Raw genomic sequence first — 22,634 nt, 5'->3', positions numbered from 1 at the left:
CGGCACCGATCGAGCACCGCGCAGGCGGCGCTCGATCTCACAGGTGCTGAGAACAGCTAACCAGGCCCTCCGTCCTTACCGAACAGCCTCATAGGTCAGGTCCAGGCACTTGCGGGCTTTCTCCACCAGTTCGTCGATCTCTTCGATACTGATCACCAGCGGTGGGGCGATGATCATGGTGTCGCCTACAGCGCGCATGATCAGGCCGTTGTCGAAGCAGTGCTGGCGACAGATCATGCCGACACCTTTGCCTTCATAACGGGCCCGGGTGGCCTTGTCTTTCACCAACTCGATCGCACCGAGCATGCCCAGGCCGCGCACTTCGCCTACCAGCGGGTGGTCGGCCAGTTCGCGCAGGCGTTGTTGCAGATAAGGCGCGGTTTTATCGTGCACCTGCTGGATGATCTGCTCGTCACGCAGGATCCGCAGGTTCTCCAGGCCTACCGCTGCCGCCACCGGGTGGCCGGAATAGGTGAAGCCGTGGTTGAAGTCGCCGCCTTCGCTGATCACCTTGGCCACCTCGTCACGCACGATCACCCCGCCCATGGGGATGTAACCGGAGGTCAGGCCCTTGGCGATGGTCATCAGGTCAGGCTTGAGGTCGTAATAATCGGTGCCGAACCACTCACCGGTACGGCCGAACCCGCAGATCACTTCGTCGGCGACGAAGAGGATGTCGTACCTGGCCAGGATTTCCTTGATCTTCGGCCAATAGGTCTGCGGCGGAATGATCACGCCACCGGCGCCCTGGATCGGCTCGGCGATGAAGGCGGCGACGTTGTCCACGCCAACTTCGAGGATCTTCTTCTCCAGTTGCTCGGCCGCCCACACACCGAAGTCGGCCTCGCTCATGTCGCCGCCTTCGCCAAACCAGTACGGCTGCGGGATGTGCACGACATCCGGAATCACCCCGCCCTGCTGGTGCATGCCACTCATGCCGCCCAAGGCCGCGCCCGCCACGGTAGAGCCGTGGTAGCCGTTGATGCGGCCAATGATGACCTTCTTGTTCTTCTGGCCCTTCAGAGCCCAGTAATGGCGGACCATGCGCAGCACGGTATCGTTGCCTTCGGAGCCGGAGCCGGTGAAGAACACGTGGTTCATGCCTTGCGGGGCCACCTCGGCGATCGCCTTGGCCAGCTCCAGCGCGGGCGGGTGCGCGGTCTGGAAGAACAGGTTGTAGTAAGGCAACTGCTTCATCTGCTGGCTGGCGACATCGGCCAGCTCATCGCGACCATAGCCGACCGCCACGCACCACAGGCCGGCCATGCCATCGAGAATCTTGTTGCCCTCGCTGTCCCACAGGTACACGCCCTTGGCCGAGGTGATGATGCGCGGGCCTTTCTCGGCCAGTTGCCTGACATCGCTGAACGGGGCCAGGTGATGGTCGCGGCTCATGGTTTGCCAGGCAAGGGTCTGCGAATTCTGTTCACTCATTGACTTCACTCCATCAAGTTGCGCAGCCGCGCTGCGAGGGTATTTTTTACAGGTGGGAAAGGCCGCTGCTCAGGCAGACAGCAACAGCCTCTGGCGCAGTACCGAGCGGTGCCGGCAGGCCTTGCCAAAGGACTGGAAGATGGCCAGGTAATGGGGGTTATCCATGACCTGGAACTCGGGGTGCCATTGCACACCCAGGGCAAAACCCTTGCTGTTCTCGACCGAAATCGCTTCCACCAGGCCATCGGGCGCCAGCGCTTCCACCCTCAGCCCGGGGGCCAGTACGTCGATGCCTTGGCCGTGGATGGAATTGACGTCGAATATTGCCGGCAAGCCCATACGGTCGAGCATGCCGCCAGGCTCTACATGCAGGGTGTGGCGCGGCCCATATTGCTTGTCGAGGGGCTCATCCTTGCCTTCGCGGTGGTCCATGAACATGCCGGTCTCGTGGACCTTCTGGTGCAGGGTGCCACCCAGCGCCACGTTCATTTCCTGGAAGCCACGGCAAATGCCGAGTACCGGTACACCGGCGGCGATGGCGGCGCGCATCAGCGGCAACGTGGTGGCATCGCGCAGAGGGTCGTGATGGGTGCCCGCAGCACTGGCCGGGCCGTTGTAGTGGTACGGCTCGATGTTGGACGGCGAACCGGTGAAGATCAGCCCATCCACCACGTCAAGAATATCGGCGCTGTCCATCAACTCACCGAGGCTGGGAATGACGATGGGCAGCCCACACGCCGCCTTGGCTGCCGCGCGCGCGTACTTCTCGCTGATGGTCTGGGTTGCATGCAGCTCAATCATGCTGGTGCATGCGGTAATGCCGATCACGGGCACACGTGGCATATCTTCCTCCGGCAAATCCATATTGCGCGTTGTATTGAAACGGTAGAAAGGGAGGGTGCAGCGTCGCTGTTCCAACCTCGGCACCTACAGGAACCAGCGGTATTCGCGGGCATCGATGTGGTGCATGAAGTCCAGTTGCTCCTGGTATTTGTTTTCGCAATAGACCATCACGAACTCGCTGCCCAGGCCTTCGTTGACCACCGGGTGGTGACGCATGGCGGCCAAGGCGCTGAGGGCATCCTTGGGGAAGTCGATGCCGCTCTGGCGGTTGTCGTTCAGCGGGGCGATGGGCTCCACGCCACGATCCAGACCATGCTCCATCCCGGTCAAAATGGCCGCCAGTACCAGATACGGGTTGGCGTCGGCGCCAGCGAGGCGGTGCTCGATGCGCAGGTTGCGCGGGTCGGACTCGGGGATGCGGATGCACGCGTCACGGTCTTCGAAACCCCAGCTGGCCTTGCTCGCCGCGTTGACCATGGCGCCATAACGTCGGTAGGCATTGTGGTTGGGGGCAAAGATCGGCATGCAGTGCGGCAGCAGCTCCAGGCAGCCTGCCACCGCATGGCGCAGCTTGCGCTGTTCACTTCCCGCCAGGATGTTATTGCCGGCGGCGTCGTACAGGCTGACGTGCACATGCATGCCGCTGCCTGGCGCGTCCAGGTAGGGCTTGCTCATGAAGCTGGCACGGTAGCCGTGCTTCATCGCGATACCGCGGGTACTGCGGCAGAACAGTGCCGACCAGTCCGCCGCACTGAGGGCATCGTCGCTGTGCGAGAAGTTGATCTCGAACTGGCCTGGGCCCAGCTCTGCGGTGATGACGTTCGCCGGCACGCCCTGCTCGTTGGCGCCATCGACCATCTCGTGCAGGACCGACGAGAAGCGCGACAACCGCTCGATGTGCATGTTTGGCTGATCGTCTTCATCCTCGGTTGCCGTGTCACGTGGGTACTGCGGCAGGCCGTTATCAAGCTTGCGGTCGAACAGGTAGAACTCCAGTTCGAACGCCACCACCGGGCGGATGCCACGCTTGGCCAGACGCTGAAGCACACGCGCCAGCACTTCACGGGGCTCGAATTCGATCGGCTTTGCGGTGCCGTCGGACGTGATCAGCATCTGGGCGATCACTTCCTTCTCCCAACGCACCGGCTTCAGCGTACCCGGCACCAGGCGCCGGGCGGCATCCGGGTCGCCGTCGGCGAAGCAATAGTCACCAATCGGGTAAAGGCCGCCCTGGGTCCCCAGCAGCACGCAGTTCTGCGGCAGCTTCAGTGGCGCACCGGCTGCGACTTTTTCCAGCATGTCCATGGGGTAGCGCTTGCCGTAGAAGTGCCCGGGGATGTCCAGCGCAATCAGGTCGACATAGCGAATTGCCGGGTGTTCTGCTCGGAACGAGCGCACTTCAGCCAGCAGGTCCGGAAAGATGACACTCATCTTCTTATCCTTGTGAGGTGAACGAATTCAATTGAAGACCCAGAGCACACGGGTGGTTCTGTCCGTCAGGTTGGCGTAACGGAACGGCGCATGGGGTTGCAGCTGGAAGCAGTCGTTGGCTTGCAGGGTCACGGCATCGCCCTGGTCCAGCCACACCGTGAGTTCGCCCTCGAGCACGAAACAGCCCTGCTCGGAACGGTCGCTCAAGTACGCCTCCCCACTGGTGGCGCCCGGCTCTAGAAGGCTGTCGAGCATGGAGAAAGCGCCTGCGATGGTCGGCGAAGCCAGCACGTCGGTGATGCCCGACTCCAGGTACAACGTGCGCCGCTCGTGGGGGCGCGTGACCCAGCCAATGCTGCGGGGCTTGCTCAGGTTGTAGAAGTACGCGGTTGATACGCCGAGCGCTTCGCTGATAGCGGTGAGGTCTGCCACGGTCGGGCGCGAAACGCCGCGTTCGACCTGGGAGAGGAAACCCACCGAGCGGTTGATGCGCTCGGCCAGTTCACCCAAGGTCAGGTTCTTGAATTTGCGCAGGTCGTGAATAAGGATCGCGAGGGCTTCAACCTCTTCGTGTCTCTTCATCGTTTCGGACTGCCGTGAAATTTTTAGACTTATTTTTCATGAAAATTTACATGAAAAATTTCACGCGTCAAGCTGAACAATGAAAATGTGCAGCCGCCAACAGAGGGCTTGCTGCGCAGCGTGGCGGATTGCCTGCGGTGGCGCGGGTTTCTTTACAGGCGCTCGGCGAGTAGCCTCGTGGGTGAATCCTCCAGCCCGACCCTGTCCATCGCCATGCCAAACGGTTTCCCTGATTTGCCCTCACTCAATGCGCTACGTGTGTTCGAAGTGGTTGCCCGCCACCTGAACTTTCGCCTGGCCGCCGACGAGCTGGGGGTGACCCAGGCGGCAGTTGCACAACAGATACGCGGGCTGGAAGCGAGCCTGAACCTTCGTTTGTTCGAGCGCCTGCCCCGGGGCCTGGCACTGACCGATGCGGGGCTGGGCTACAGCGGCAGCATTCGCAACGCCTTGGCGATGATCGATGAGGCAACCCGCCTGCTGCGGCCACAAGCGTCTCATCTGACGGTCAGCGTGACACCGACCTTTGCCTCCAAATGGCTCATTCCCCGGCTGGGCCGCTTTGCGCACAGCCATCCGGACATTGATTTACGTGTACTGGCCACAGATCGGCTGTCCCACTTCAATACCGACGGCGTGGATCTCGCAGTCCGCTATGGCAAGCCCGACATCGGCGCGGGTTTGAACAGCGAACTGTTGATGGAACAGCATATCGTCGCCGTGGCCAGCCCAAGGTTGTTCGAAGCCAGCAAAGTCCCCACCAGCTTCGAGCAGCTTCAAGCGTTCACCCTGCTTCACGATGCCCATGATTTCTGGCCTCGGTTCCTTGCACAACTGTTCCCGCAACACGGGCAAGCGACTGCCAAAAACCTGCGGTTCAACCAGACTTCATTGGCCATCGATGCGGCCATCAGTGGTCAGGGTATTGCGTTGGCAAGCCTGGCGTTCGTCAGTGATGACCTCGTCGCGGGCAGGCTGACCCAGGTCTTCGCTCAGCAACTCAGGCTCGATAAGTCGTTCTACCTGGTGTGGCCACGAAAGTTGCAGCAGCCGGAGTCGCTAGGCATTGTCCAGCGCTGGTTCAAGCAACAGGCAGGCAATAGTTAATCTACTGCCTTGGTGAAGTTTAGCTGTCTCCCTCGCGGCCACGACTGCTGCTAATTTTAGTGCACCTAAGCATTAGGCCATTAACGTTCCGGAGGCAGCATGTCAGTAGAAAAAGTTGCGATCATCACAGCAGGTGGCAGTGGTATGGGCGCGGCAGCGGCACGGCGCCTGGCCGCTGACGGGTTCAAGGTTGCCATCCTGTCCTCCTCGGGCAAGGGCGAAGCACTGGCTGCCGAGCTTGGTGGTATTGGCGTAACAGGTAGCAACCAGTCGATTGAGGACCTGAAACACCTGGTCGATGCCGTGGTGGAGAAGTGGGGGCGCATCGACGTGCTGGTCAATAGCGCCGGCCATGGTCCGCGCGCGCCAATTCTGGAAATCAGCGACGAAGACTGGCACAAGGGCATGGACACCTATCTGCTCAATGTCATTCGCCCGACTCGCCTGGTGACGCCCTACATGCAGCGCCAGAAAGGGGGGGTGATCATCAACATTTCCACCGCCTGGGCGTTCGAGCCGAGTGAGCTGTTCCCGACGTCTGCAGTGTTCCGTTCGGGCCTGGCCGCATTCACCAAAATCTTCGCCGACCAATTCGCCGGGGACAACGTGAGGATCAACAACGTCCTCCCCGGCTGGATCGACAGCCTGCCAGCCACCGAACAGCGCCGCGACAGCGTGCCGCTCAAACGCTATGGCACCTGCGAGGAAATCGCCGCCACCATCGCGTTTCTTGCCAGCGAAGGCGCTGCCTACATCACCGGGCAGAACATCAAGGTCGATGGCGGCGTGACACGTAGCGTTTGATTGCCCGTTGGCCGCAGCATACGCAACGGCGACCCCCACCTCCTTCGAAGCTATCGGTCAGCGTCACCCTTGCTGGCCGGTGGCGGGTATTAGGTTAGCGAGACGGCGTGCCCATCTGCTGCTGATGCTGCATCATCTGATCCATCATCATCTGTTGCATTCCCATGTATCTGTCCATCATGTATTGGTGCTGCTTCATCTGCTCAGGCGTCATTCCGGCGTAATGGCTGCTCATCTGCCCCCAGCCCATCATGTGGCCGCTCCCCATCATGCGACCGCCCATCATGCCGCCGCAGCACCCCATCATTCCCTTCATCATGAGCATTCCTTGCTGCATCATGGCCTGGTGATCTTGCATGAGTTTCTGGCGCTGGACTGGATCGGTAGTTTTGTGGATCAGGCTCATTTGATCCTGCATTTTTTTCAGGTTTTCTTGAGCCTTCGCCATCTCCTGATCAAATTGCTCAATGTTCATCGACTGTTGAGTCGGCTCGGCGGCGCTGGAGGCCTGCTGGGCAAGGGTTAGAGCAGGAAAAAGAACACCCGCCAAAGCCAGGGCGACGAGTTTGGATGCTGTCATGGTTCAGATCCTTATAGGGAATGGCGGGCAGGGAATGGAACGTTGCTGTTCAGTATAGGTCTCGATTAAGGACGCAAACTGGTGCACGTTGAAAGGTGTCGCTGACACCTAAGCAAGTCGTGAGGGGCGCGCGCAAGCATTCATGGGCTACCGGCGCAAAGTTAAATAATGCGCCATCACCCAAACACTGTGTGTCGACAAGGGTTGTGCCGGCGGCGCCGATGGCAATCCAAACCGCCTCTTCGCGTGGAACGGCCCAACCTTCTGCCGTTCATGCTCGCCCCTGGCTTCATTTTTTAACGCGGGAGGATCGCCAAGAAGACCTCATGCGCATCATCAGGCGTAACTCAACCAAGCCGATGCGGCTTCGCCAGCGTCATTTCCACGCATCAAGACCGCCAGTAGGGTTCTCAGCTTTGCTTTTGAAAAACTCTCGTAAATGATCAACAAAATAAGCGACTTTCGCAGATAAATTCAGGCGTTCTAAATAGACAGCGTAAATGTCTGCCGGCTCGGTCTCATAATCGTTCAAGACTTCCACAAGCTGACCTGTACGTAGATAACCGGCCAGGTTCCATTCCGCTCGCATCAATATCCCATGCCCGTCCAGCGCCCAAGTCAACGCTACCTCTCCATCGTTAGTACTCAAGCTCCCGTGGACCTTGATGGCGTCGAACTGTTTGCCTTTAGACATACGCCATATCCCGAATGCGGATTCATTTTGACGCAACACGATACAGTTGTGCCGGACCAGGTCTTTTGCCGTCTCAGGAGTTCCGTGGGTACGTAAGTACTCAGGGCTTGCACACAAACGTCGGCGATTAACCGCTATTTTCCTGGCAATGAGCCTTGAATCAGGCAGTTCACCAAAACGGATCGCCACGTCAATTGCGTCATCAGGGAGATGGATAGGCCGGTCCGTCAGGTGAAGCTGAACTTCAACCTCTGGATAGCGCTTGGCGAAGAGTGAGATGGCTGGCCCTACATGGGTGCGGCCGAAGCCCAGCGGTGCATTCACGCGCAACAAACCCTTTGGCTCGGCCCTGCTGCTGGATACCTGCCGCTCCATCTCCTCGATCTCGCCGAGAATGCGTTTTGCATTGATCAGGTACGTCTCACCTTCGGCCGTGAGGCTGATGCTGCGCGTCGTTCGGTTCAACAAACGAACGCCAAGACGCTTCTCCAATTGCGCAAGCCGCTTGGTTACAGCGGGGGGAGTGAGGTTCAGCTCACGGGCTGTCGCTGCCAGGCTGCCAGCCGCCACCAACTGGCTGAAAAAAGCAAGTTCCGACACAGGATTCATAATTAACCTCAAGGAAATAATGTCTTAAATCTGAGTCTATTACACCACTCAGAAAAAACCATTACCTTAGGCCTGCCTGATTAACCACAAAAACGCTGGGCTATTTAGCTTTGCCGGTCTTGCCTGTCTGCCGCTTAGCCCAGTCGCCACATAAATCCGACTCACAACAATAATTCGGAGACGGCAATGGCCAAACGATGGATAAGTAAGCTGTATGTGCAGGTACTGATTGGCGTCTCAATTGGGGTACTGCTAGGCGTGCTCTGGCCGGAGGTCGGCGCAGACATGAAGCCACTGGGTGATGCCTTCATCAAACTGATCAAGATGGTTTTTGCACCGATCATCTTTGCAACCGTGGTTCTCGGCATCGCCAAAATGGAAAACATGAAGGAGCTCGGCCGTGTCGGTGCCCGGGCCCTGATCTACTTCGAGGTTCTCTCCTCTTTCGCATTGGTGCTGGGCCTGATCGTTGTGAACCTGGTGCAACCTGGCCAAGGCATGAACATCGACCCTGCCACCCTGGATAGCAATGCCATCTCTACCTACACCGCTGCTGCCGTTAGCGGATCGGGCGGCTTCACCGACTTCTTGTTGCATGTAATCCCCGGCAGCGTAGTGGATGCCTTTGCCAAGAACGAAATCCTGCAGATTCTGCTGTTCTCGACCTTACTCGGCATTGCGCTGGCCAATCTAGGAGAACGCGGCAAGCCCGTAGTCGATGTGCTCGAGTCGTTTTCTCACGGCATGTTCTACATCGTCGGCATGGTGATGCGCATTGCTCCGCTGGCAGCCTGTGGCGCCATGGCTTTCACCGTCGGCAAATATGGCCTGGGCTCCATCGTTTCGCTGGGCAAGCTGATGGCAACTATGTACGTGACCTGCTTCCTGTTCGTGGTGATCGTTCTCGGCTCAATCGCTCGGATGTCTGGGTTCAGCTTGTGGAAGTTCCTCAAGTACCTGCGGGAGGAGCTGTTCACCGTATTGGGCACCAGCTCATCGGAGTCTGTTGTGCCACAAATGATGAACAAACTGGAGAAGGTCGGCGTCTCGAAACCGGTAGTAGGCCTGGTCATTCCTTCGGGGCTGACTTTCAACCCTGACGGCCAATGCATCTACTACACAATGGCGGCGATATTCATCGCGCAGGCAACCAATACCCCACTGACCCTCATGGACCAGCTGATCGTCCTGGGCGTGCTCCTGCTCACATCCAAAGGTTCTGCAGGCGTCACGGGTTCGGGCTTCATCACCCTGGCCGCAACCCTGGCCACCATGGACAACATCCCTGTAGCCGGCATGGTTCTGCTTCTTGGCGTAGACCGCTTCATGTCTGAGGCTCGCGCCATTACCAACACCATCGGCAACGCCGTGGGCACCATGGCCATCGCCAAATGGGTCGGCGCCCTCGATAGCACCAGGATGAATCAGGTCTTGGATGGCCAAGTGGTGGGCGAGCCAGAAAAAAGCGAATCACTGCCTTCGGCTACCAAGCCTGCCATTGACTCTGACCCAAAAAACCTTGTGATGCACTGAGGAAGTAAACATGGAAACCGTAGACAAAGAAGCCGCTGTGGAATCGCTGACCGACGTCTTGGCGAAGTTCACCGCCTACATCGGCAAGCGCCTGCCCAAGGATGTAAAAGAAAAGACCGCCAAGCTGCGCGCAGCGGAAACCAACCCGCTGGCCATCGCCGTCTACGACTCGATGGCCGACAACCAGGATTACGCTGACAAGCTGAACCGCCCCAGCTGTCAGGATACCGGTGTGATCCAGTATTTCATTTCCGCCGGTGCACGCTTCCCGCTGCTGGGCGAAATGGAGGGCATCCTCGAGAACGCCACCAAGGAGGCGACCATCAAGGGCCCGCTACGCCACAACGCAGTTGAAACCTTCATCGAAAAGAACACCGGCACCAACACCGGCTCGAAGATCCCGTGGCTGGACTGGGAAATCATCCCCGATGCCGACTACGCCATTGTCGATGTGTACATGGCGGGTGGTGGCTGTACGTTGCCGGGCTCGGCCAAGGTGCTGATGCCAGGGCAAGGCTACGAAGGGGTCACAGAGTTCGTCTTCGATGTCATCACCTCCCGCGGTGTCAACGCTTGCCCGCCTTTGCTGGTAGGCGTGGGTGTATCGACCTCGGTCGAGACCGCGGCACGCCTTTCGAAAAAGGCCATCCTGCGCGAAGTGGATTCCAGCCATCCCAACGAAAGTGCAGCGATGATGGAGAAGCTGCTGGAGGAAGGCCTGAACGAAATCGGCATTGGCCCCCAGGGTTTGACGGGCAACAGCAGCGTGATGGGCGTGAACATTGAATCGTCGGCCCGACACCCCTCGACCATCGGCGTCGCGGTATCGACAGGTTGCTGGGCGCACCGCCGCGGCAAGATCCGCATCAATGCCGACCTCACTTATGACATCCTCTCCCATGAAGGCGTAGTACTGTGAAAAAGATCCTGACCACTCCAATAAGTGACGAAGATTTGGCAAGCCTGAACGTTGGCGACGTGGTTTACCTCACTGGCCAGTTGGTGACTTGCCGAGACGTTGCACATCGCCGGCTTATCGAGTTAGGCCGGGAGCTTCCTGTAAATCTTCGCGGCGGCGCGATCTTTCACGCAGGCCCCATCGTCAAGAGAAAGGACGATGGCAGCTTTGAAATGGTGTCGATCGGCCCGACGACTAGCATGCGCATGGAAAAGTTCGAGAAACAGTTCATTGAGCAAACTGGGGTAAAGCTGATCGTCGGCAAAGGCGGCATGGGCCCGGAGACCACCACGGGCTGCCTTGAGAACAAGGCGGTGCATGCAGTGTTTCCAGGCGGCTGTGCAGTCTTGGCAGCGACCCAGGTGGAAGAGATCGAACGCGCCGAATGGCAGGACTTGGGCATGCCGGAAACGCTATGGGTCAACCGTGTACGAGAGTTCGGCCCGCTGATCATTTCTATCGACACCAAGGGCAATAACCTGTTCGAGCAGAACAAAGCCCGGTTCAATGAACGCAAAGGCGCGGTGATCGAGAAGATCAATAGCCAAGTACGGTTCATCAAATAAGCGAATGGGCGGTGAAGGTGATCAACTCCACCGCCCAACACCGCCATCCCCTGCCCTCTCAACGTACTCGCTGAACGTCCAAAGTAGTGGAACGCGACGCGTCATACATCCCAAATACGCCCAGAGACAGCCATGCACAACCGCAGTCATCATCAATTGCGAAATGACTTCCGTGTTCTTCTCAACGGTCACGCTTGCCTGAGTACCGCTTCGGTTTTTGACCCTTTATCCGCACGCATCGCTTCGGATCTCGGCTTCGAAGTTGGCATACTGGGCGGCTCTGTTGCCTCCCTGCAAGTGTTGGGTGCTCCTGACATCGCTTTAATCACCCTTAGTGAATTCGCCGAACAGGCCACCCGAATTGGCCGCGTGGCTAGCCTTCCGATAATTGCTGACGCTGATCATGGATATGGCAACGCCCTTAACGCCATGAGGACAGTTGTCGAGCTAGAACGGGCTGGGGTTGCAGCACTCACCATCGAAGATACCCTCCTGCCTGCCCGATTTGGCAGCGGTGCCCTGGAGCTGATCAGCACCGAAGAAGCCACCGGTAAACTGCGCGCGGCGCAAGAAGCAAGGATTGATAGCTCACTCGCCATCATCGCCAGAACCCACGCTGGTGTGCAGCCGCTACAGGACGTTATCCGTAGAACCAGGGAGTTCGAGCGATCGGGTGCCGATGCGGTGTGCCTCGTTGGTGTGAAGGATGTTCATGAACTCGCCGCCATCGCCGATGGATTGACCCTTCCAGTGATGCTAATCACCTATGGCAACAGCGAGCTTCGGGATGCACCTGGCCTGGCAGAACTCGGCGTGCGCATCGTGGTGGATGGCCATCAAGCATACTTTGCCTCGGTTCAGGCCACCTATGAAAGCCTGCGCATACAGCGCCGTCGCCAGGTTAACGCTGACAAATCGGCCTCAACGCTCGTTGCTGGCTATTGCTTGCAAAACGAATATAAAGACTGGGCAGCAGAGTTCATGCTTTTCTCAAAGTAACAACTCAGCACTGTTGAACGCCCCTTTCCGATCCAGGCGACGAATCAATCAAGGGATGATCGCAAACCAGTCCCATCAGTGTCGGCCAAGGTCAGTTATCCCGCCATGTGTCTGGAGGCGTGTTTGCTTGCGGTAAAAGGCGTGAATAGCCCACACCACCCCTACGAACAACATGCCTATTCCAAGCGCTTCCATAGGAGACGGCCAGCGTTGGTTGATGAGCAGGCCCATCGTAGTTGCATAAATGGTCCCGCTGGCGATCAATTGCCCGCTCAGCGCCAGCGGTAGACGCCGCGTTGCGATTGACCATGCCCAGGCACCTGCAAGGGTGGCCCCTAACCCCTGAATCAGCCCACAGACGATCAGCGCCTGAGTACCTGCCAATCCGCTCGGATGGCTAGCGAAATGAGACAGTTTCAAGTACAGCCCAACCGGGATGAACGCCAGCATTTCGACACTGCACATGAAGATCAACATGGCTGACCACAACATGGGAGACATGCTTGGGCGTCGAGCCAAAGCACTTTCATTCAATAGACCAAAACCGGTCCAGAATGCGATTGCCAGCAATGATGCAAGCAGCCCAAGCAGTAACGATGCGGTTGGGAGCACTGCCGCCGCACGGCTAGCATCAAACACACTCAGATTGACCAGGCTGATGCCCAGACCCGCCACCAGCAGTGGCCCGGCAATGGCGCGCCAGGGCACGCTGGCACTGCGCAGGTTGCCGGCAATCGCAAGCACGATCGGTACTGACCCCATCATCACCGGAGGGATCACCGGCCCGGCTGCCAAGACCGCAGTGGTGATCAGGAAGAAGTAGCCAATGTATCCCAAGAAGCCCAGCAGTGCGGCACAGGCCCAGTCAATCAGTCGCAATTGCCGCACTGCGCTACGGTAAACGAACAGCACCAGCAGGCTACCTAACCCGGCAAAGGCATAGCTCACCACCGCCAGGTCAAAAAGGCTGTAGTCACCGACCAGCCCCGGAAAGATGTAGAGCAGTGACCAGGAAAAGGTGGCGGCAATGGCCGCTAACAAGCCCAGGGTCATACGCCCTGCTCCTGCCTCTGGATCCAGCAATGAGCTATTTGTCGGGCAGTGTCGAATACCCGCATGTCCTGGCCCATCGCGCCGCTGACAAAACTGCCCTCCAGCAAGATAAACAGCCCTTGGGCAACTGCGTCGGGGTCGTTTATACCGGCGCTCATGGCCAAGGCAGCAAGGTTTTCGCGTATCCCTTGCTTATGCCGGCTCACTGCCAAATGCACGGGGTGGCTAAACTGGGGGAATTCAGCCGCACTGTTGACGAACAGGCACCCGCGCTCGCTATCTTTTAAAAGAAAGCGTTCATACAGATCGAAAAAAGCGAGCATGCCACTGACCGGCTCAGGATGCCTGGCCAAGGTGCACGCTACCTCTTCACGCCAGCGTCGGTCACGCTCCTCAAGGCACGCCACTATCAGCGCATCCTTGGAGGGGAAATGGCTGTAGAGCGTCATTTTGGTAACACCCGCCATCGCGGCAATGGCCGTTACCCCCGTCACGTATACACCTTGCAACAGAAACAGCTTCAGCGCGGCATCAATCAAACGCTCACGGGTATTGTCCAATTCAAGGCACTCCGGCAAAGGGACGGAGCTGACTATACTGACCGGTAAGATTCAGGCCGCATCCAGATACGACCTGAAGCATGGCCGCTACGACACAGAGCGCAGCAGCAAAACGCAGGCCTGGCCAATCAGAAACTTGCTACGCCAGCTAAGCGCCCCCTGTACTTGGGATGCGAATCGGGGCTGTGTGGCTGATCGTGCCGTCTACCCGCTTGCGAAACACCGCTTGGCCCAACGTGTCTTGGGCATGCCGGTGGCAACTGTGTTTACCGAGATCGATCCCGACCCGTGCTGACTCGCTCGTGATGATGGCCTCCAAAACAAAACACCCTGCGAAAGCTTAGCCCTCGCAGGGTGTGGGGGTGACCCATTCATTTAGCCCGGCCTACGCTGGGCTTTCGTGCACGCTAAAGCCGGTGCTGCATGGATGTGGTCAAATCATCGATCATTTTTTGAAGAAGACCCGACAGCGTTGCTGAGGCCTTTCGAATTATGATCGCCTGGCGTCGTTCCAGAGATGGCCGTGGACTTGGCTAAACCGCGAGTGTCCTTGGAGTGAGCGACACCCGAGGTGGTGGTGCCATGACCGTTGTCGCTGTTGCGCGAGCTTCCGTAATGATTGCCGCTTACCCCATGATCGCGGGTCGCCTTTCCAGCGTGATCACTTCCAAGGCCCTTCCCGCTTCCACTATGCCCTCCCATGCCACCGCCATGTCCGGCGCCGTTTCCACCGCCATGTCCGCCGCCACCGCCATGACCACCGCCGCCGCCGCCACCGCCACCGCCACCGCCACCGCCACCGCCACCACCCTTGGCATAGGCGGAACTGATCGGGGAGATATCGGCGGGCAAGAATGCCGTCATCCCGAGTGCCAATGCACAAGCAAAGACAGCAACCAAAGGTTTTTTCATTTTTTGTTCGGCTCCGGAGGCGCGAGTGGGTGGCTAAAGTGCAGATTGGACCTGATACAGCCACCAAAGTTCTAGCATTCCGACAGACTGCCAGGGTAACGTCGCAGCGGCCGTGTCCGGCGTGGCGTCCGGCGCAGGCATTCTGTTTCACGTTGCAGCCGCCTCGTTAGGCCTTACCCTACTGATGCAAACCTCGGTGCTCGCATTTTGGGTGATCAAGCTCTGCCGGCTATCTGCTCTGGCTAGGGATCAAGGTGCTGCGCGCTCGTAGCCTGATAAGCTTTCAGCCGGCGTCCAGGCAATCGCTATCCAGCATTTTTCTGACCGGTCTGCTTTCGGCTGCGCTCAACCCCAAGCCAGGTTTGTTCGTGCTGGCGCTCATTCCCCAGTTCGTCGACCCCGCACGCGGGTCGGTCAGCGTGCAGATGTTGGTTTACGGCGTGTGGTTCGCTGCACTCACGGCATTGGGGTTTGCCTTGATGGGCATTTTCGCCACGGGACTGTCTCGCTACCTGTACCGGCGGCCACGGCTGGTGAATGGGCTGAACGTGGGCGCAGGCCTCACCTTCGTTGCGTCTGGCGTCTCGATTGCGGCGTTGAGCCAGAGATAGCAAGCAGGAGAAAGCGGCGGGGCTGCGTATGAGCCCCGCGTTTCATCACGATGCTGAAGCCTCGACGGCCAGCTTCGCATGGGTGTTCAGTTCCTCGGCGATGAAGGCCGAAATCATCGCCCGATAGACCTGTTCCACCACCTCAGCCGAGGCACCGGTTTCGTCAGCCATCTCACGAACCTTCTTGATCACTTGCTCGACCCGAGCGGGTGCACGCACATCATCGGTGGTTTTCTTGAAGCCCGCTGCTTGCGTTACAAGCCTTCCACGTTTGGCGAGAAGCGAAACGAGGCTGCGGTCGATTTCATCGATCCGTTGACGGACTTCGTCCAGAGAGGTGCAAGGTACATCCATTTACTTGACTTCCTTTTCATGAGCCTGCGATGGATTGGAGCAGGCTGTCGTGGGTGACTGGGTCGTGCAGTGTAGCTTCTATGCTAGGTTCGCTTCACGCTCCTTAGAGGGGTGTAACGCCGCAGCGAGTGGCCCGTCACGATGACCGGAAACACTGCATGCACGCGGGATATCTCACTCCTTATCGAACAACCAGCTCACGCCTGCGTGGCGCATGTCGTGAAAATGCAGATCGTCCACGCCAATCATCTTTCGCCCTGGCTTGAGCAGCCTGCTGGCGGGCGAATGTCTGGGACCTTTGGTAGACTAGGACACCCTTTTTCTTGAGGCGGATCTGGACGGTATAGCTAACCATTCCATCGGCCTTTTTCCTTGCTCTGATCGTTGCCATGATTTCCGGTGGTACGAGTGTGTTTGGCGGCGGTAGCCCGCACCACTATCAAACCCAACACGCCCCCGGAAAATGGTGCATAAATGCGTAGACCAGAATGCCCCTAGAATCAGCTTCAAAGCCACAAACCACGCGCCCTGAGCCGTCACGCCGCTTCAGCGTTGCCCCTATGATGGACTGGACCGACAGGCATTGCCGGTTCTTCCTGCGCCTGCTCTCCCGGCAAACCCTGCTCTACACCGAAATGGTCACCACCGGTGCCCTGCTGCACAACGACGCCCACCGTTTCCTGCGCCACGATGCTTCTGAGCACCCGTTGGCCCTGCAACTGGGCGGCAGTGTGCCGGCCGACCTGGCCGAGTGTGCGCGCCTGGCTGAAGAAGCGGGCTACGATGAGGTCAACCTCAACGTTGGCTGCCCGAGCGACCGGGTGCAGAACAACATGATCGGCGCGTGCCTGATGGCTCACCCGGCGCTGGTGGCCGACTGCGTGAAGGCCATGCGTGACGCCGTATCGACGCCTGTCACGGTGAAGCACCGCATTGGTATCAACGGCCGTGACAGCTACGCCGAACTGAGCGACTTCGTCGGCCAGGTGCGTGAGGCCGGCTGCCGGAGTTTTACCGTGCATGCACGCATCGCGATTCTCGAAGGGCTGTCGCCGAAAGAGAACCGCGAGATCCCGCCGCTGCGCTATGACATCGCAGCGCAGTTGAAGAGGGACTTCCCGGACCTGGAGATCGTGCTCAACGGCGGGATCAAGACCCTGGACGAATGCCAGGCACACCTTGAAACCTTCGATGGCGTGATGCTGGGGCGCGAGGCGTATCACAACCCTTATCTGCTGGCCGAGGTGGACCAGCAACTGTTTGGCAGCGATGCGCCGGTGGTCAGCCGTAGCGAGGCATTGGCGCAACTGCGGCCTTACATCGTGACGCATATGGAAAGTGGCGGTGCGATGCACCACGTTACCCGGCATATTCTGGGGCTGGCCCAAGGATTCAAAGGGGCGCGGCGCTTCCGCCAGTTGCTGTCGGCAGACATTCACAAGGCGGCCGAACCCTTGGCGGTGTTTGACCAGGCCGTGGAGTTGTTGCAGGGGCGGTGACCTCAGAGGGAGGGAACCTCGGGCTTGCTTGCGACTCGAATCTTCACCTTTCGTACAGCCCTGTGCGGGCCAGCGGGTCCGCAGGGTTTCGGCGGCCCTTGAGCGGCTGTCGGGGCTCGGGTAATGTCGAGTAAATGCACAGGACAGAGCACGCCCATGACCTCCAAGCTGGAACAACTCAAGCAGTTCACCACCGTGGTCGCCGACACCGGGGACCTGGACGCCATCACCCGCCTGAAGCCGGTCGATGCCACCACCAACCCGTCACTGCTGCTCAAGGCTGCTGCCATCCCGGGCTACGCCGACCTGCTGAAACAGGTGAAGGCCGACGCCAAGGGTAATGTCGACCTGGCCTGCGACAAGTTTGCGGTGGCGGTAGGCTCGGGCATTCTCAAGGTCATCCCGGGGCGAATCTCCACCGAGGTGGATGCACGCCTGTCGTTCGATGAGCCAGCCCTGCTGAACAAGGCTCGTCAGCTGATCGCCCTGTACGAGGCGGCCGGAGTGGCAAAAGAGCGTGTTCTGATCAAGCTGGCCTCCACCTGGGAAGGCATTCGCGCCGCCGAGCAGCTGGAGAAGGAAGGCATTCAGACCAACCTTACCCTGCTGTTCTCCTTCGCCCAGGCCCAGGCTTGTGCCGATGCCGGGGTGTTTTTGATTTCGCCGTTCGTGGGCCGTATCTACGACTGGTACAAGAAGAGTACCGGCCAGGAATACGTGGGCGCCGAGGACCCAGGCGTGCAGTCGGTTACGCGCATCTACAACTACTACAAGGCCAATGGTTACAACACCGTGGTCATGGGCGCCAGCTTCCGCAATATCGGCCAGATCGAACAACTGGCCGGCTGTGACCGCCTGACCATCAGCCCCGAGCTGCTGCAGCAGCTCAGCGATGACCAGGGTGAGTTGCCGCAGGTGCTGAAACCGGGCAACGCCGGTGAAGCCAAGCAGCACCTGAACGAAAGCCAGTTCCGCTGGGCGATGAACGAAGACGCCATGGGCACCGAGAAACTGGCCGAAGGTATCCGCCAGTTTGCGCGGGACCAGGAAAAGCTGGAGAAGTTGATGGCTGAAAAGGCCTGATACAGTTCGTGTTTGCCTGACGGGCGGGAAGTGTTCAGTATTTTTCGCCCGTTTTGTTTGCCACGCCTTAGTTGTGTATTGAATTCTCGGGCCTGTTCGCGGGCAAGCCCGCTCCTACACCGATCGATGTAAGGGCGGGCTTGCCCGCGAACAGGCCGCCATAGCCACCCGAGCTGTCGATGACCTCCCCTAACCCGTTGCCCCTCGTTCTCGCCGGCCCGGTACTGCGCCGCCTGGAACCCCAGCGTCTGGCCGTCTGGCTGGTCACTACCCAACCACTGCAGCCCGAGTTCGTCTGCCTGGCAAGCGAGGCCCAAGTCGATTGCCAAGTGGTGCCGATTGGCCGGCATGCCTACGTTCACCTGCTGGACATCCAATTCGCCAGCCCCCTGCCCTGCAACCAGCTGCTCGACTACGACCTGCTGATCAATGGCCAGGGTATCGCCGACTGGGCCCCACACCTACTCTACCCCGGCAACCCACGCCCGAGCCTGGTGCTGCGTGAGCGCCTCGACCATTTGCTGCACGGTTCCTGCCGCAAGCCGCACCACCCTGCTGCCGACGGCCTGCTGTGCGCCGACCGGCTGCTGCAAGGGTGCAAGAAGCCCGAAGACCGCCCCGCCGTGCTAGTGATGACGGGCGACCAGGTTTACGCCGACGATGTCGCTGGCCCCATGCTGCGCGCCATCCATAGCCTGATCTCGCGCCTGGGCTTGTTCGACGAGCAACTGGAAGGTGCGGTGGTAGCCGACAGCCAGGCGCTGTACCAGCACCCGGCCAGCTACTACCACCGCGCCGACCTGCTGCCGGCGCTGGAACGCAACGACACCCTGCGCGAGCGTTTTTTCGGCGGCAAGCGCAAGCCGATCTTCTCGTCCAGCAACGCCGACAACCACCTGGTGACCTTCGCCGAAGTCATGGCCATGTACCTGTTGGTGTGGTCGCCGGTGCCCTGGCAGCTGGTGGACCTGGGCATCCCCAGCGGGCTCAGCGACGAGCATCAAGCCCGATACCAGCAAGAGCTGCCGCTGATCCAGGGGTTTGCCGACAATCTCGGTCAGGTGGCGCGGGTGATGGCCCACCTGCCCTGCCTGATGATCTTCGACGACCACGACATCACGGACGACTGGAACCTCTCGGCGCAGTGGGAGGAAACGGCCTACGGCCACCCATTCTCGCGAAGGATCATTGGCAACGCCTTGCTCGGCTACCTGCTCTGCCAGGCCTGGGGCAACAACCCGGACGGTTGCAATCCGCTGATCGAACAGTGCCAGGTGCTGACCCGCCAGAACCAGGATGAGCTGATTGGCGAGCTGCTGCGCTTCCAGGGTTGGCAGTTCAGCCTGCCTACACAACCACCGCTGCTGGTACTGGATACCCGCACCCGCCGCTGGCGCAGCGAAAGTAACCTGGCCAAGCCGTCCGGCCTGCTGGACTGGGAAGCGCTGAGTGAATTGCAGCAAGCACTGCTCGATCATCCCTCGGCAGTCATCGTGTCGCCTGCGCCGATTTTCGGGGTGAAGCTGATCGAGACGGTGCAGAAGGTGTTCAGCTGGCTGGGCTACCCGCTGCTGGTGGATGCCGAGAACTGGATGGCCCACCGCGGTGCAGCGCAGGTCATCCTCAATATCTTCCGCCACTCGCGCACGCCGGGGCACTACGTGGTGCTGTCGGGAGATGTGCATTACTCGTTCGTGTATGAGGTGCTGATTCGCCACCGCCAGCGCAGCCCGCACTTGTGGCAGGTGACCAGCAGCGGAATCAAGAACGAGTTCCCCCGGCGTTTGCTGGATGTGCTCGACCGGCTCAACCGCTGGTTGTATGCGCCGCGCTCGCCGCTCAACTGGTTTACCAAGCGGCGGGAGATGGAAGTGGTGCCGCGCACGCCGAACCATAGCAAGGCGGGGGAACGGTTGTGGAATGGTGCCGGGCTGGGACAGGTGTTTTTTGATGAACAGGGGCGGCCGGCGCGGGTGTACCAGCTGGATGCGGGCGGGGGTGAGGCTACAGAGTTTAAAAACCGGGCGTAGTGAGATTCAGAGTTTTTACAGCCTGTGCCGGCCTCTTCGCGGGTAAACCCGCTCCTACACCTGATTGGGGGTGGACACACATTGGTGTTTGGGCGCAGGCCGTCGTAGGGGCGGTTTTACCCGCGAAGAGGCCGGCACAGGCCAGAGATCAGCCCCGCTCCAGCGCATTGACCAGATCATGGAAGGCTTCGCGGTTGGAGTCATTCAGGCCCATGAGGATCTTGTGCGCCTCCAGCACCTTGGAGCGCACCACCTCTTCATTCTGGTCCTGCGACGGCAAGTCGGTCAGGCAATCGGTGCAGGGTATCGGCCGATCGACAATGTTGAACACCTGATCGAAGCCCATCGACTGCAATAGCCGTGAAATGTCCGGATTGGTAGTCACCACCGTCGGCAGCAGGCCCACCTTCTGCCGCGACAGGATCGACAGCTTCGCCAGCAGGCCCAGTGTGGTGCTGTCGATACTCTCGGTTTCAGTCAGGTCGATGACAATCGCCGAGAAGTTCAGCGCAGTGAAAATCTTCTCGATCGTCGCATCCAGCGCCGAACACAGGGTCAGGCGCACTTCACCAACGAATTTCAGTACGAAGGTACCGCTCTGCTCGGCGAACTGAATTCTACCGGTACTCATTGAAGGTTCCTGCTCAACACCAATAGGGCGATATCATCCGGCATCTCCCCAAGCGTAGCCAATCCAAATCGTTGACGCAGCCCATCCAGACTGCCACCTGCTGCCTTGACGATCTCCGGCAAGGCGGCTTCTTTATCTTTGAGCGTATCACCCGGCAAAAGGTCCAGAATGCCATCGGACATCAGGCTGAGGCTGAACTGCGGGGGCAGCTCCACCACCAGGTCCTGGTAGGTGGCCTCATCGAACAACCCCACCGGCAGGCCGCGGCCTTCCAGGTAGCGGCAATGCTCGGGGGTATACAGTACCGGCAACGGCAAATGGCCGCCGACAGCGTAGGTCAGCAGGCCGGACTCTTCGTCGATCACCCCGCCGACCATGGTGACGTGCTTGCCCAGCTTGCTGTTGATCAGGCCGCGGTTGATGTGGCTGAGCACTTCAGACGGCTTGAACTCACGCATCCTGCTGCGTTTGAGCTCGAACATGAGGCGCGTGGTCATGAATTTCAACAGCACGGTGACAAAGGCCGACGACGCCCCATGCCCGGATACATCGGCGAGGTAGAAAGCAATGCGCCGCTCGTCCACGCGGAAATAATCGACAAAATCACCCGATAGGTACAACGACGGGATGATCTGGTGCTCGAAGGCGAACTCACCGGCCACCCAGGGGCTTTCCGGCAACATGTTCATCTGCACCTGGCGACCGGCGGTCTGGTCCTCCTGCAACAGGTGCAGGCTAGCCTCCAGTTCACGGTTGGCGGCTTCGAGCTTGTCGCGGTAGCGCTGGTTTTCCAGCACAAGGCGCGAGCGGTCGAGGGCGCGGCGCACCGAATGCTCGAGTACGGCCAGGTCTTCCAGCGGCTTGATGAGGTAGTCGGCGGCGCCCAGGCGCAACGCTTCCACCGCATCACTCATGACGCCGGCACCGGACACCACGATCACCGGCAACTGCGGCGCACGCTCGCTGACCTGACGGATCAGTTCGAGGCCGCCCATCTGCGGCATGCGCAGATCGCAGATCACGAGGTCGGGCTGGTGTTCTTCGAAGACCTGAAGCCCCTGCTGGCCATTACTGGCCTGGAGGACGCTGAAACCACTGTCTTCAAGGTAGGCGGCGAGGCTGGCACGGACCACGTCGTCGTCATCGATGATCAGCAGCGTTGCACTGGTTTTCTGCATGTGGGCGAACGGCGCCGATTTAGGTTGGTGCAGCGGTGTCGGCAAGGCAGACGGCCAGCTACGGGAATTCTTTATGGTCACACTCTACTTGAGTTGTAGGACAAGAACACCTGCCCGGCAACTGTCAGAGGTACCTTGTAAGGCGCAGACGGTACTCCCATCCGGCAGGGGTTTCAAGCATGCTGGGGTCGACCTCGCCGCTCTTTACAGGGCAAATCACCGGGAGTTATAAGAAAGTCGACCAGCGCAACCCGACGGGAAGGATGCAGCATGCCCCACACGCCCTCCAGCCATAGCGAAAAACGCGACTTCATTCGCATGCGCATCGACACCGAGGTCAGCCTTTTGCACGAAGGCCAGGTCATTGCGGCGGTGTGCCTGGACCTGTCCAGCGGCGGCATGCAGGTACAGGCGCCGCAGCGCTTTCTGGTGGGTGATCTGATCGAGGTACGGATCGACTCCGACCATCCGGCGCTGAAGGGGCTGCATGCCAGCACCGAAGTGGTATGGATTGCCGACCAGCCGGGCGGGCAGCAGAAGTTCGGGCTGCGGATTCTGGCCATGCATTGATCCTGAGACCGCT

22 protein-coding genes and 2 pseudogenes are annotated in these 22,634 nt (G+C 59.5%); 11 read left to right on the top strand and 13 right to left on the bottom strand.

Annotation, left to right across the window (positions count from 1 at the left end):
* Positions 1-75: 75 nt before the first annotated feature.
* The 4 genes from AA098_RS09395 to AA098_RS09380 form a co-directional block, all read right to left on the bottom strand.
* Positions 76-1,434 (bottom strand): aspartate aminotransferase family protein, encoded by a 1,359-nt coding sequence (locus tag AA098_RS09395; protein WP_064614119.1) that lies wholly within the window; start codon positions 1,432-1,434, stop codon positions 76-78.
* A 69-nt stretch (positions 1,435-1,503) separates the two neighbouring features.
* Entirely contained in the window at positions 1,504-2,277 is a 774-nt protein-coding gene (locus tag AA098_RS09390) for a gamma-glutamyl-gamma-aminobutyrate hydrolase family protein (RefSeq protein ID WP_012053133.1), read from the bottom strand.
* Between the two features lie 84 nt (positions 2,278-2,361).
* Positions 2,362-3,708, bottom strand: coding sequence for a glutamine synthetase family protein (locus AA098_RS09385; protein WP_003248849.1), 1,347 nt, complete (start codon positions 3,706-3,708; stop codon positions 2,362-2,364).
* A 27-nt stretch (positions 3,709-3,735) separates the two neighbouring features.
* Positions 3,736-4,290: a helix-turn-helix domain-containing protein gene (locus AA098_RS09380; RefSeq protein WP_004576758.1), complete on the bottom strand. Its 555-nt coding sequence runs from the start codon at positions 4,288-4,290 to the stop codon at positions 3,736-3,738.
* A 213-nt stretch (positions 4,291-4,503) separates the two neighbouring features.
* On the opposite strand from AA098_RS09380, the gene AA098_RS09375 reads away from it, so the two are divergent.
* Positions 4,504-5,397, top strand: coding sequence for a LysR substrate-binding domain-containing protein (locus AA098_RS09375; RefSeq protein WP_054889209.1), 894 nt, complete (start codon positions 4,504-4,506; stop codon positions 5,395-5,397).
* Positions 5,398-5,496: 99 nt separating this feature from the next.
* Positions 5,497-6,201: an SDR family oxidoreductase gene (locus AA098_RS09370; RefSeq protein ID WP_064614118.1), complete on the top strand. Its 705-nt coding sequence runs from the start codon at positions 5,497-5,499 to the stop codon at positions 6,199-6,201.
* A 94-nt stretch (positions 6,202-6,295) separates the two neighbouring features.
* Here the strand turns inward: AA098_RS09370 and AA098_RS09365 are convergent, their stop codons facing one another.
* Both AA098_RS09365 and AA098_RS09360 read right to left on the bottom strand, forming a co-directional pair.
* Complete coding sequence (locus AA098_RS09365; protein WP_014859676.1) at positions 6,296-6,781, bottom strand: hypothetical protein; 486 nt, start codon at positions 6,779-6,781, stop codon at positions 6,296-6,298.
* 376 nt (positions 6,782-7,157) lie between these two features.
* Entirely contained in the window at positions 7,158-8,084 is a 927-nt protein-coding gene (locus tag AA098_RS09360; protein WP_004576754.1) for a LysR substrate-binding domain-containing protein, read from the bottom strand.
* 186 nt (positions 8,085-8,270) lie between these two features.
* Between AA098_RS09360 and AA098_RS09355 the strand changes: the two genes are divergently transcribed.
* The 4 genes from AA098_RS09355 to AA098_RS09340 all read left to right on the top strand — a co-directional run bounded on the left by AA098_RS09355 (position 8,271) and on the right by AA098_RS09340 (position 12,140).
* Complete coding sequence (locus AA098_RS09355) at positions 8,271-9,617, top strand: dicarboxylate/amino acid:cation symporter (protein WP_064614117.1); 1,347 nt, start codon at positions 8,271-8,273, stop codon at positions 9,615-9,617.
* Between the two features lie 10 nt (positions 9,618-9,627).
* Complete coding sequence (gene ttdA, locus AA098_RS09350; RefSeq protein ID WP_004576752.1) at positions 9,628-10,536, top strand: L(+)-tartrate dehydratase subunit alpha; 909 nt, start codon at positions 9,628-9,630, stop codon at positions 10,534-10,536.
* A complete protein-coding gene (gene ttdB, locus AA098_RS09345) occupies positions 10,533-11,141 on the top strand; it encodes a L(+)-tartrate dehydratase subunit beta (RefSeq protein WP_004576751.1) in 609 nt (202 codons plus the stop codon). The genes ttdA and ttdB overlap by 4 nt, the downstream gene beginning before the upstream one ends.
* A gap of 132 nt (positions 11,142-11,273) precedes the next feature.
* A complete protein-coding gene (locus AA098_RS09340; protein WP_004576750.1) occupies positions 11,274-12,140 on the top strand; it encodes an oxaloacetate decarboxylase in 867 nt (288 codons plus the stop codon).
* A gap of 75 nt (positions 12,141-12,215) precedes the next feature.
* Here the strand turns inward: AA098_RS09340 and AA098_RS09335 are convergent, their stop codons facing one another.
* The 3 genes from AA098_RS09335 to AA098_RS29145 all read right to left on the bottom strand — a co-directional run bounded on the left by AA098_RS09335 (position 12,216) and on the right by AA098_RS29145 (position 14,665).
* Positions 12,216-13,193, bottom strand: a complete 978-nt coding sequence (locus AA098_RS09335; protein WP_064614116.1) for a DMT family transporter — start codon at positions 13,191-13,193, stop codon at positions 12,216-12,218.
* Complete coding sequence (locus AA098_RS09330) at positions 13,190-13,753, bottom strand: TetR/AcrR family transcriptional regulator (protein WP_003248835.1); 564 nt, start codon at positions 13,751-13,753, stop codon at positions 13,190-13,192. Before AA098_RS09330 ends, AA098_RS09335 begins: the two co-directional genes overlap by 4 nt.
* A gap of 438 nt (positions 13,754-14,191) precedes the next feature.
* A complete protein-coding gene (locus AA098_RS29145) occupies positions 14,192-14,665 on the bottom strand; it encodes a hypothetical protein (RefSeq protein WP_156747518.1) in 474 nt (157 codons plus the stop codon).
* 91 nt (positions 14,666-14,756) lie between these two features.
* Here AA098_RS29145 and AA098_RS09320 point away from each other — a divergent pair.
* A pseudogene (locus AA098_RS09320) lies at positions 14,757-15,276 on the top strand (LysE family translocator); the annotation flags it as partial.
* A 45-nt stretch (positions 15,277-15,321) separates the two neighbouring features.
* Here the strand turns inward: AA098_RS09320 and AA098_RS09315 are convergent.
* Together AA098_RS09315 and AA098_RS30150 are read right to left on the bottom strand one after the other, a co-directional pair.
* A complete protein-coding gene (locus AA098_RS09315) occupies positions 15,322-15,630 on the bottom strand; it encodes a chorismate mutase (protein ID WP_014859670.1) in 309 nt (102 codons plus the stop codon).
* 83 nt (positions 15,631-15,713) lie between these two features.
* Positions 15,714-15,867: pseudogene (locus AA098_RS30150) on the bottom strand (site-specific integrase); the annotation flags it as partial.
* Between the two features lie 251 nt (positions 15,868-16,118).
* Here AA098_RS30150 and dusA point away from each other — a divergent pair.
* The 3 genes from dusA to AA098_RS09300 all read left to right on the top strand — a co-directional run bounded on the left by dusA (position 16,119) and on the right by AA098_RS09300 (position 20,242).
* On the top strand, positions 16,119-17,129 hold the full coding sequence (gene dusA / locus AA098_RS09310; protein WP_064614113.1) for a tRNA dihydrouridine(20/20a) synthase DusA: 1,011 nt from the start codon (positions 16,119-16,121) through the stop codon (positions 17,127-17,129).
* Positions 17,130-17,285: 156 nt separating this feature from the next.
* A complete protein-coding gene (tal, locus tag AA098_RS09305; RefSeq protein WP_020190071.1) occupies positions 17,286-18,212 on the top strand; it encodes a transaldolase in 927 nt (308 codons plus the stop codon).
* Between the two features lie 179 nt (positions 18,213-18,391).
* Positions 18,392-20,242 (top strand): alkaline phosphatase D family protein, encoded by a 1,851-nt coding sequence (locus tag AA098_RS09300; RefSeq protein ID WP_064614111.1) that lies wholly within the window; start codon positions 18,392-18,394, stop codon positions 20,240-20,242.
* Between the two features lie 148 nt (positions 20,243-20,390).
* On the opposite strand, the gene rssC is transcribed toward AA098_RS09300, so the two are convergent.
* Both rssC and rssB read right to left on the bottom strand, forming a co-directional pair.
* Positions 20,391-20,873: an anti-sigma factor antagonist RssC gene (rssC, locus tag AA098_RS09295; RefSeq protein ID WP_003248823.1), complete on the bottom strand. Its 483-nt coding sequence runs from the start codon at positions 20,871-20,873 to the stop codon at positions 20,391-20,393.
* On the bottom strand, positions 20,870-22,051 hold the full coding sequence (gene rssB, locus AA098_RS09290; protein WP_003248822.1) for a two-component system response regulator RssB: 1,182 nt from the start codon (positions 22,049-22,051) through the stop codon (positions 20,870-20,872). The genes rssC and rssB overlap by 4 nt, the downstream gene beginning before the upstream one ends.
* A gap of 270 nt (positions 22,052-22,321) precedes the next feature.
* Between rssB and AA098_RS09285 the strand changes: the two genes are divergently transcribed.
* Entirely contained in the window at positions 22,322-22,621 is a 300-nt protein-coding gene (locus tag AA098_RS09285; RefSeq protein ID WP_003248821.1) for a PilZ domain-containing protein, read from the top strand.
* Positions 22,622-22,634: the final 13 nt, after the last annotated feature.

The sequence above is a fragment of the Pseudomonas sp. JY-Q genome, from assembly GCF_001655295.1.
GTDB lineage: Bacteria > Pseudomonadota > Gammaproteobacteria > Pseudomonadales > Pseudomonadaceae > Aquipseudomonas > Aquipseudomonas alloputida.
The sequence above is the reverse complement of the archived record's forward strand: the minus strand, read 5'-3'. Positions and strand labels throughout refer to the sequence as shown.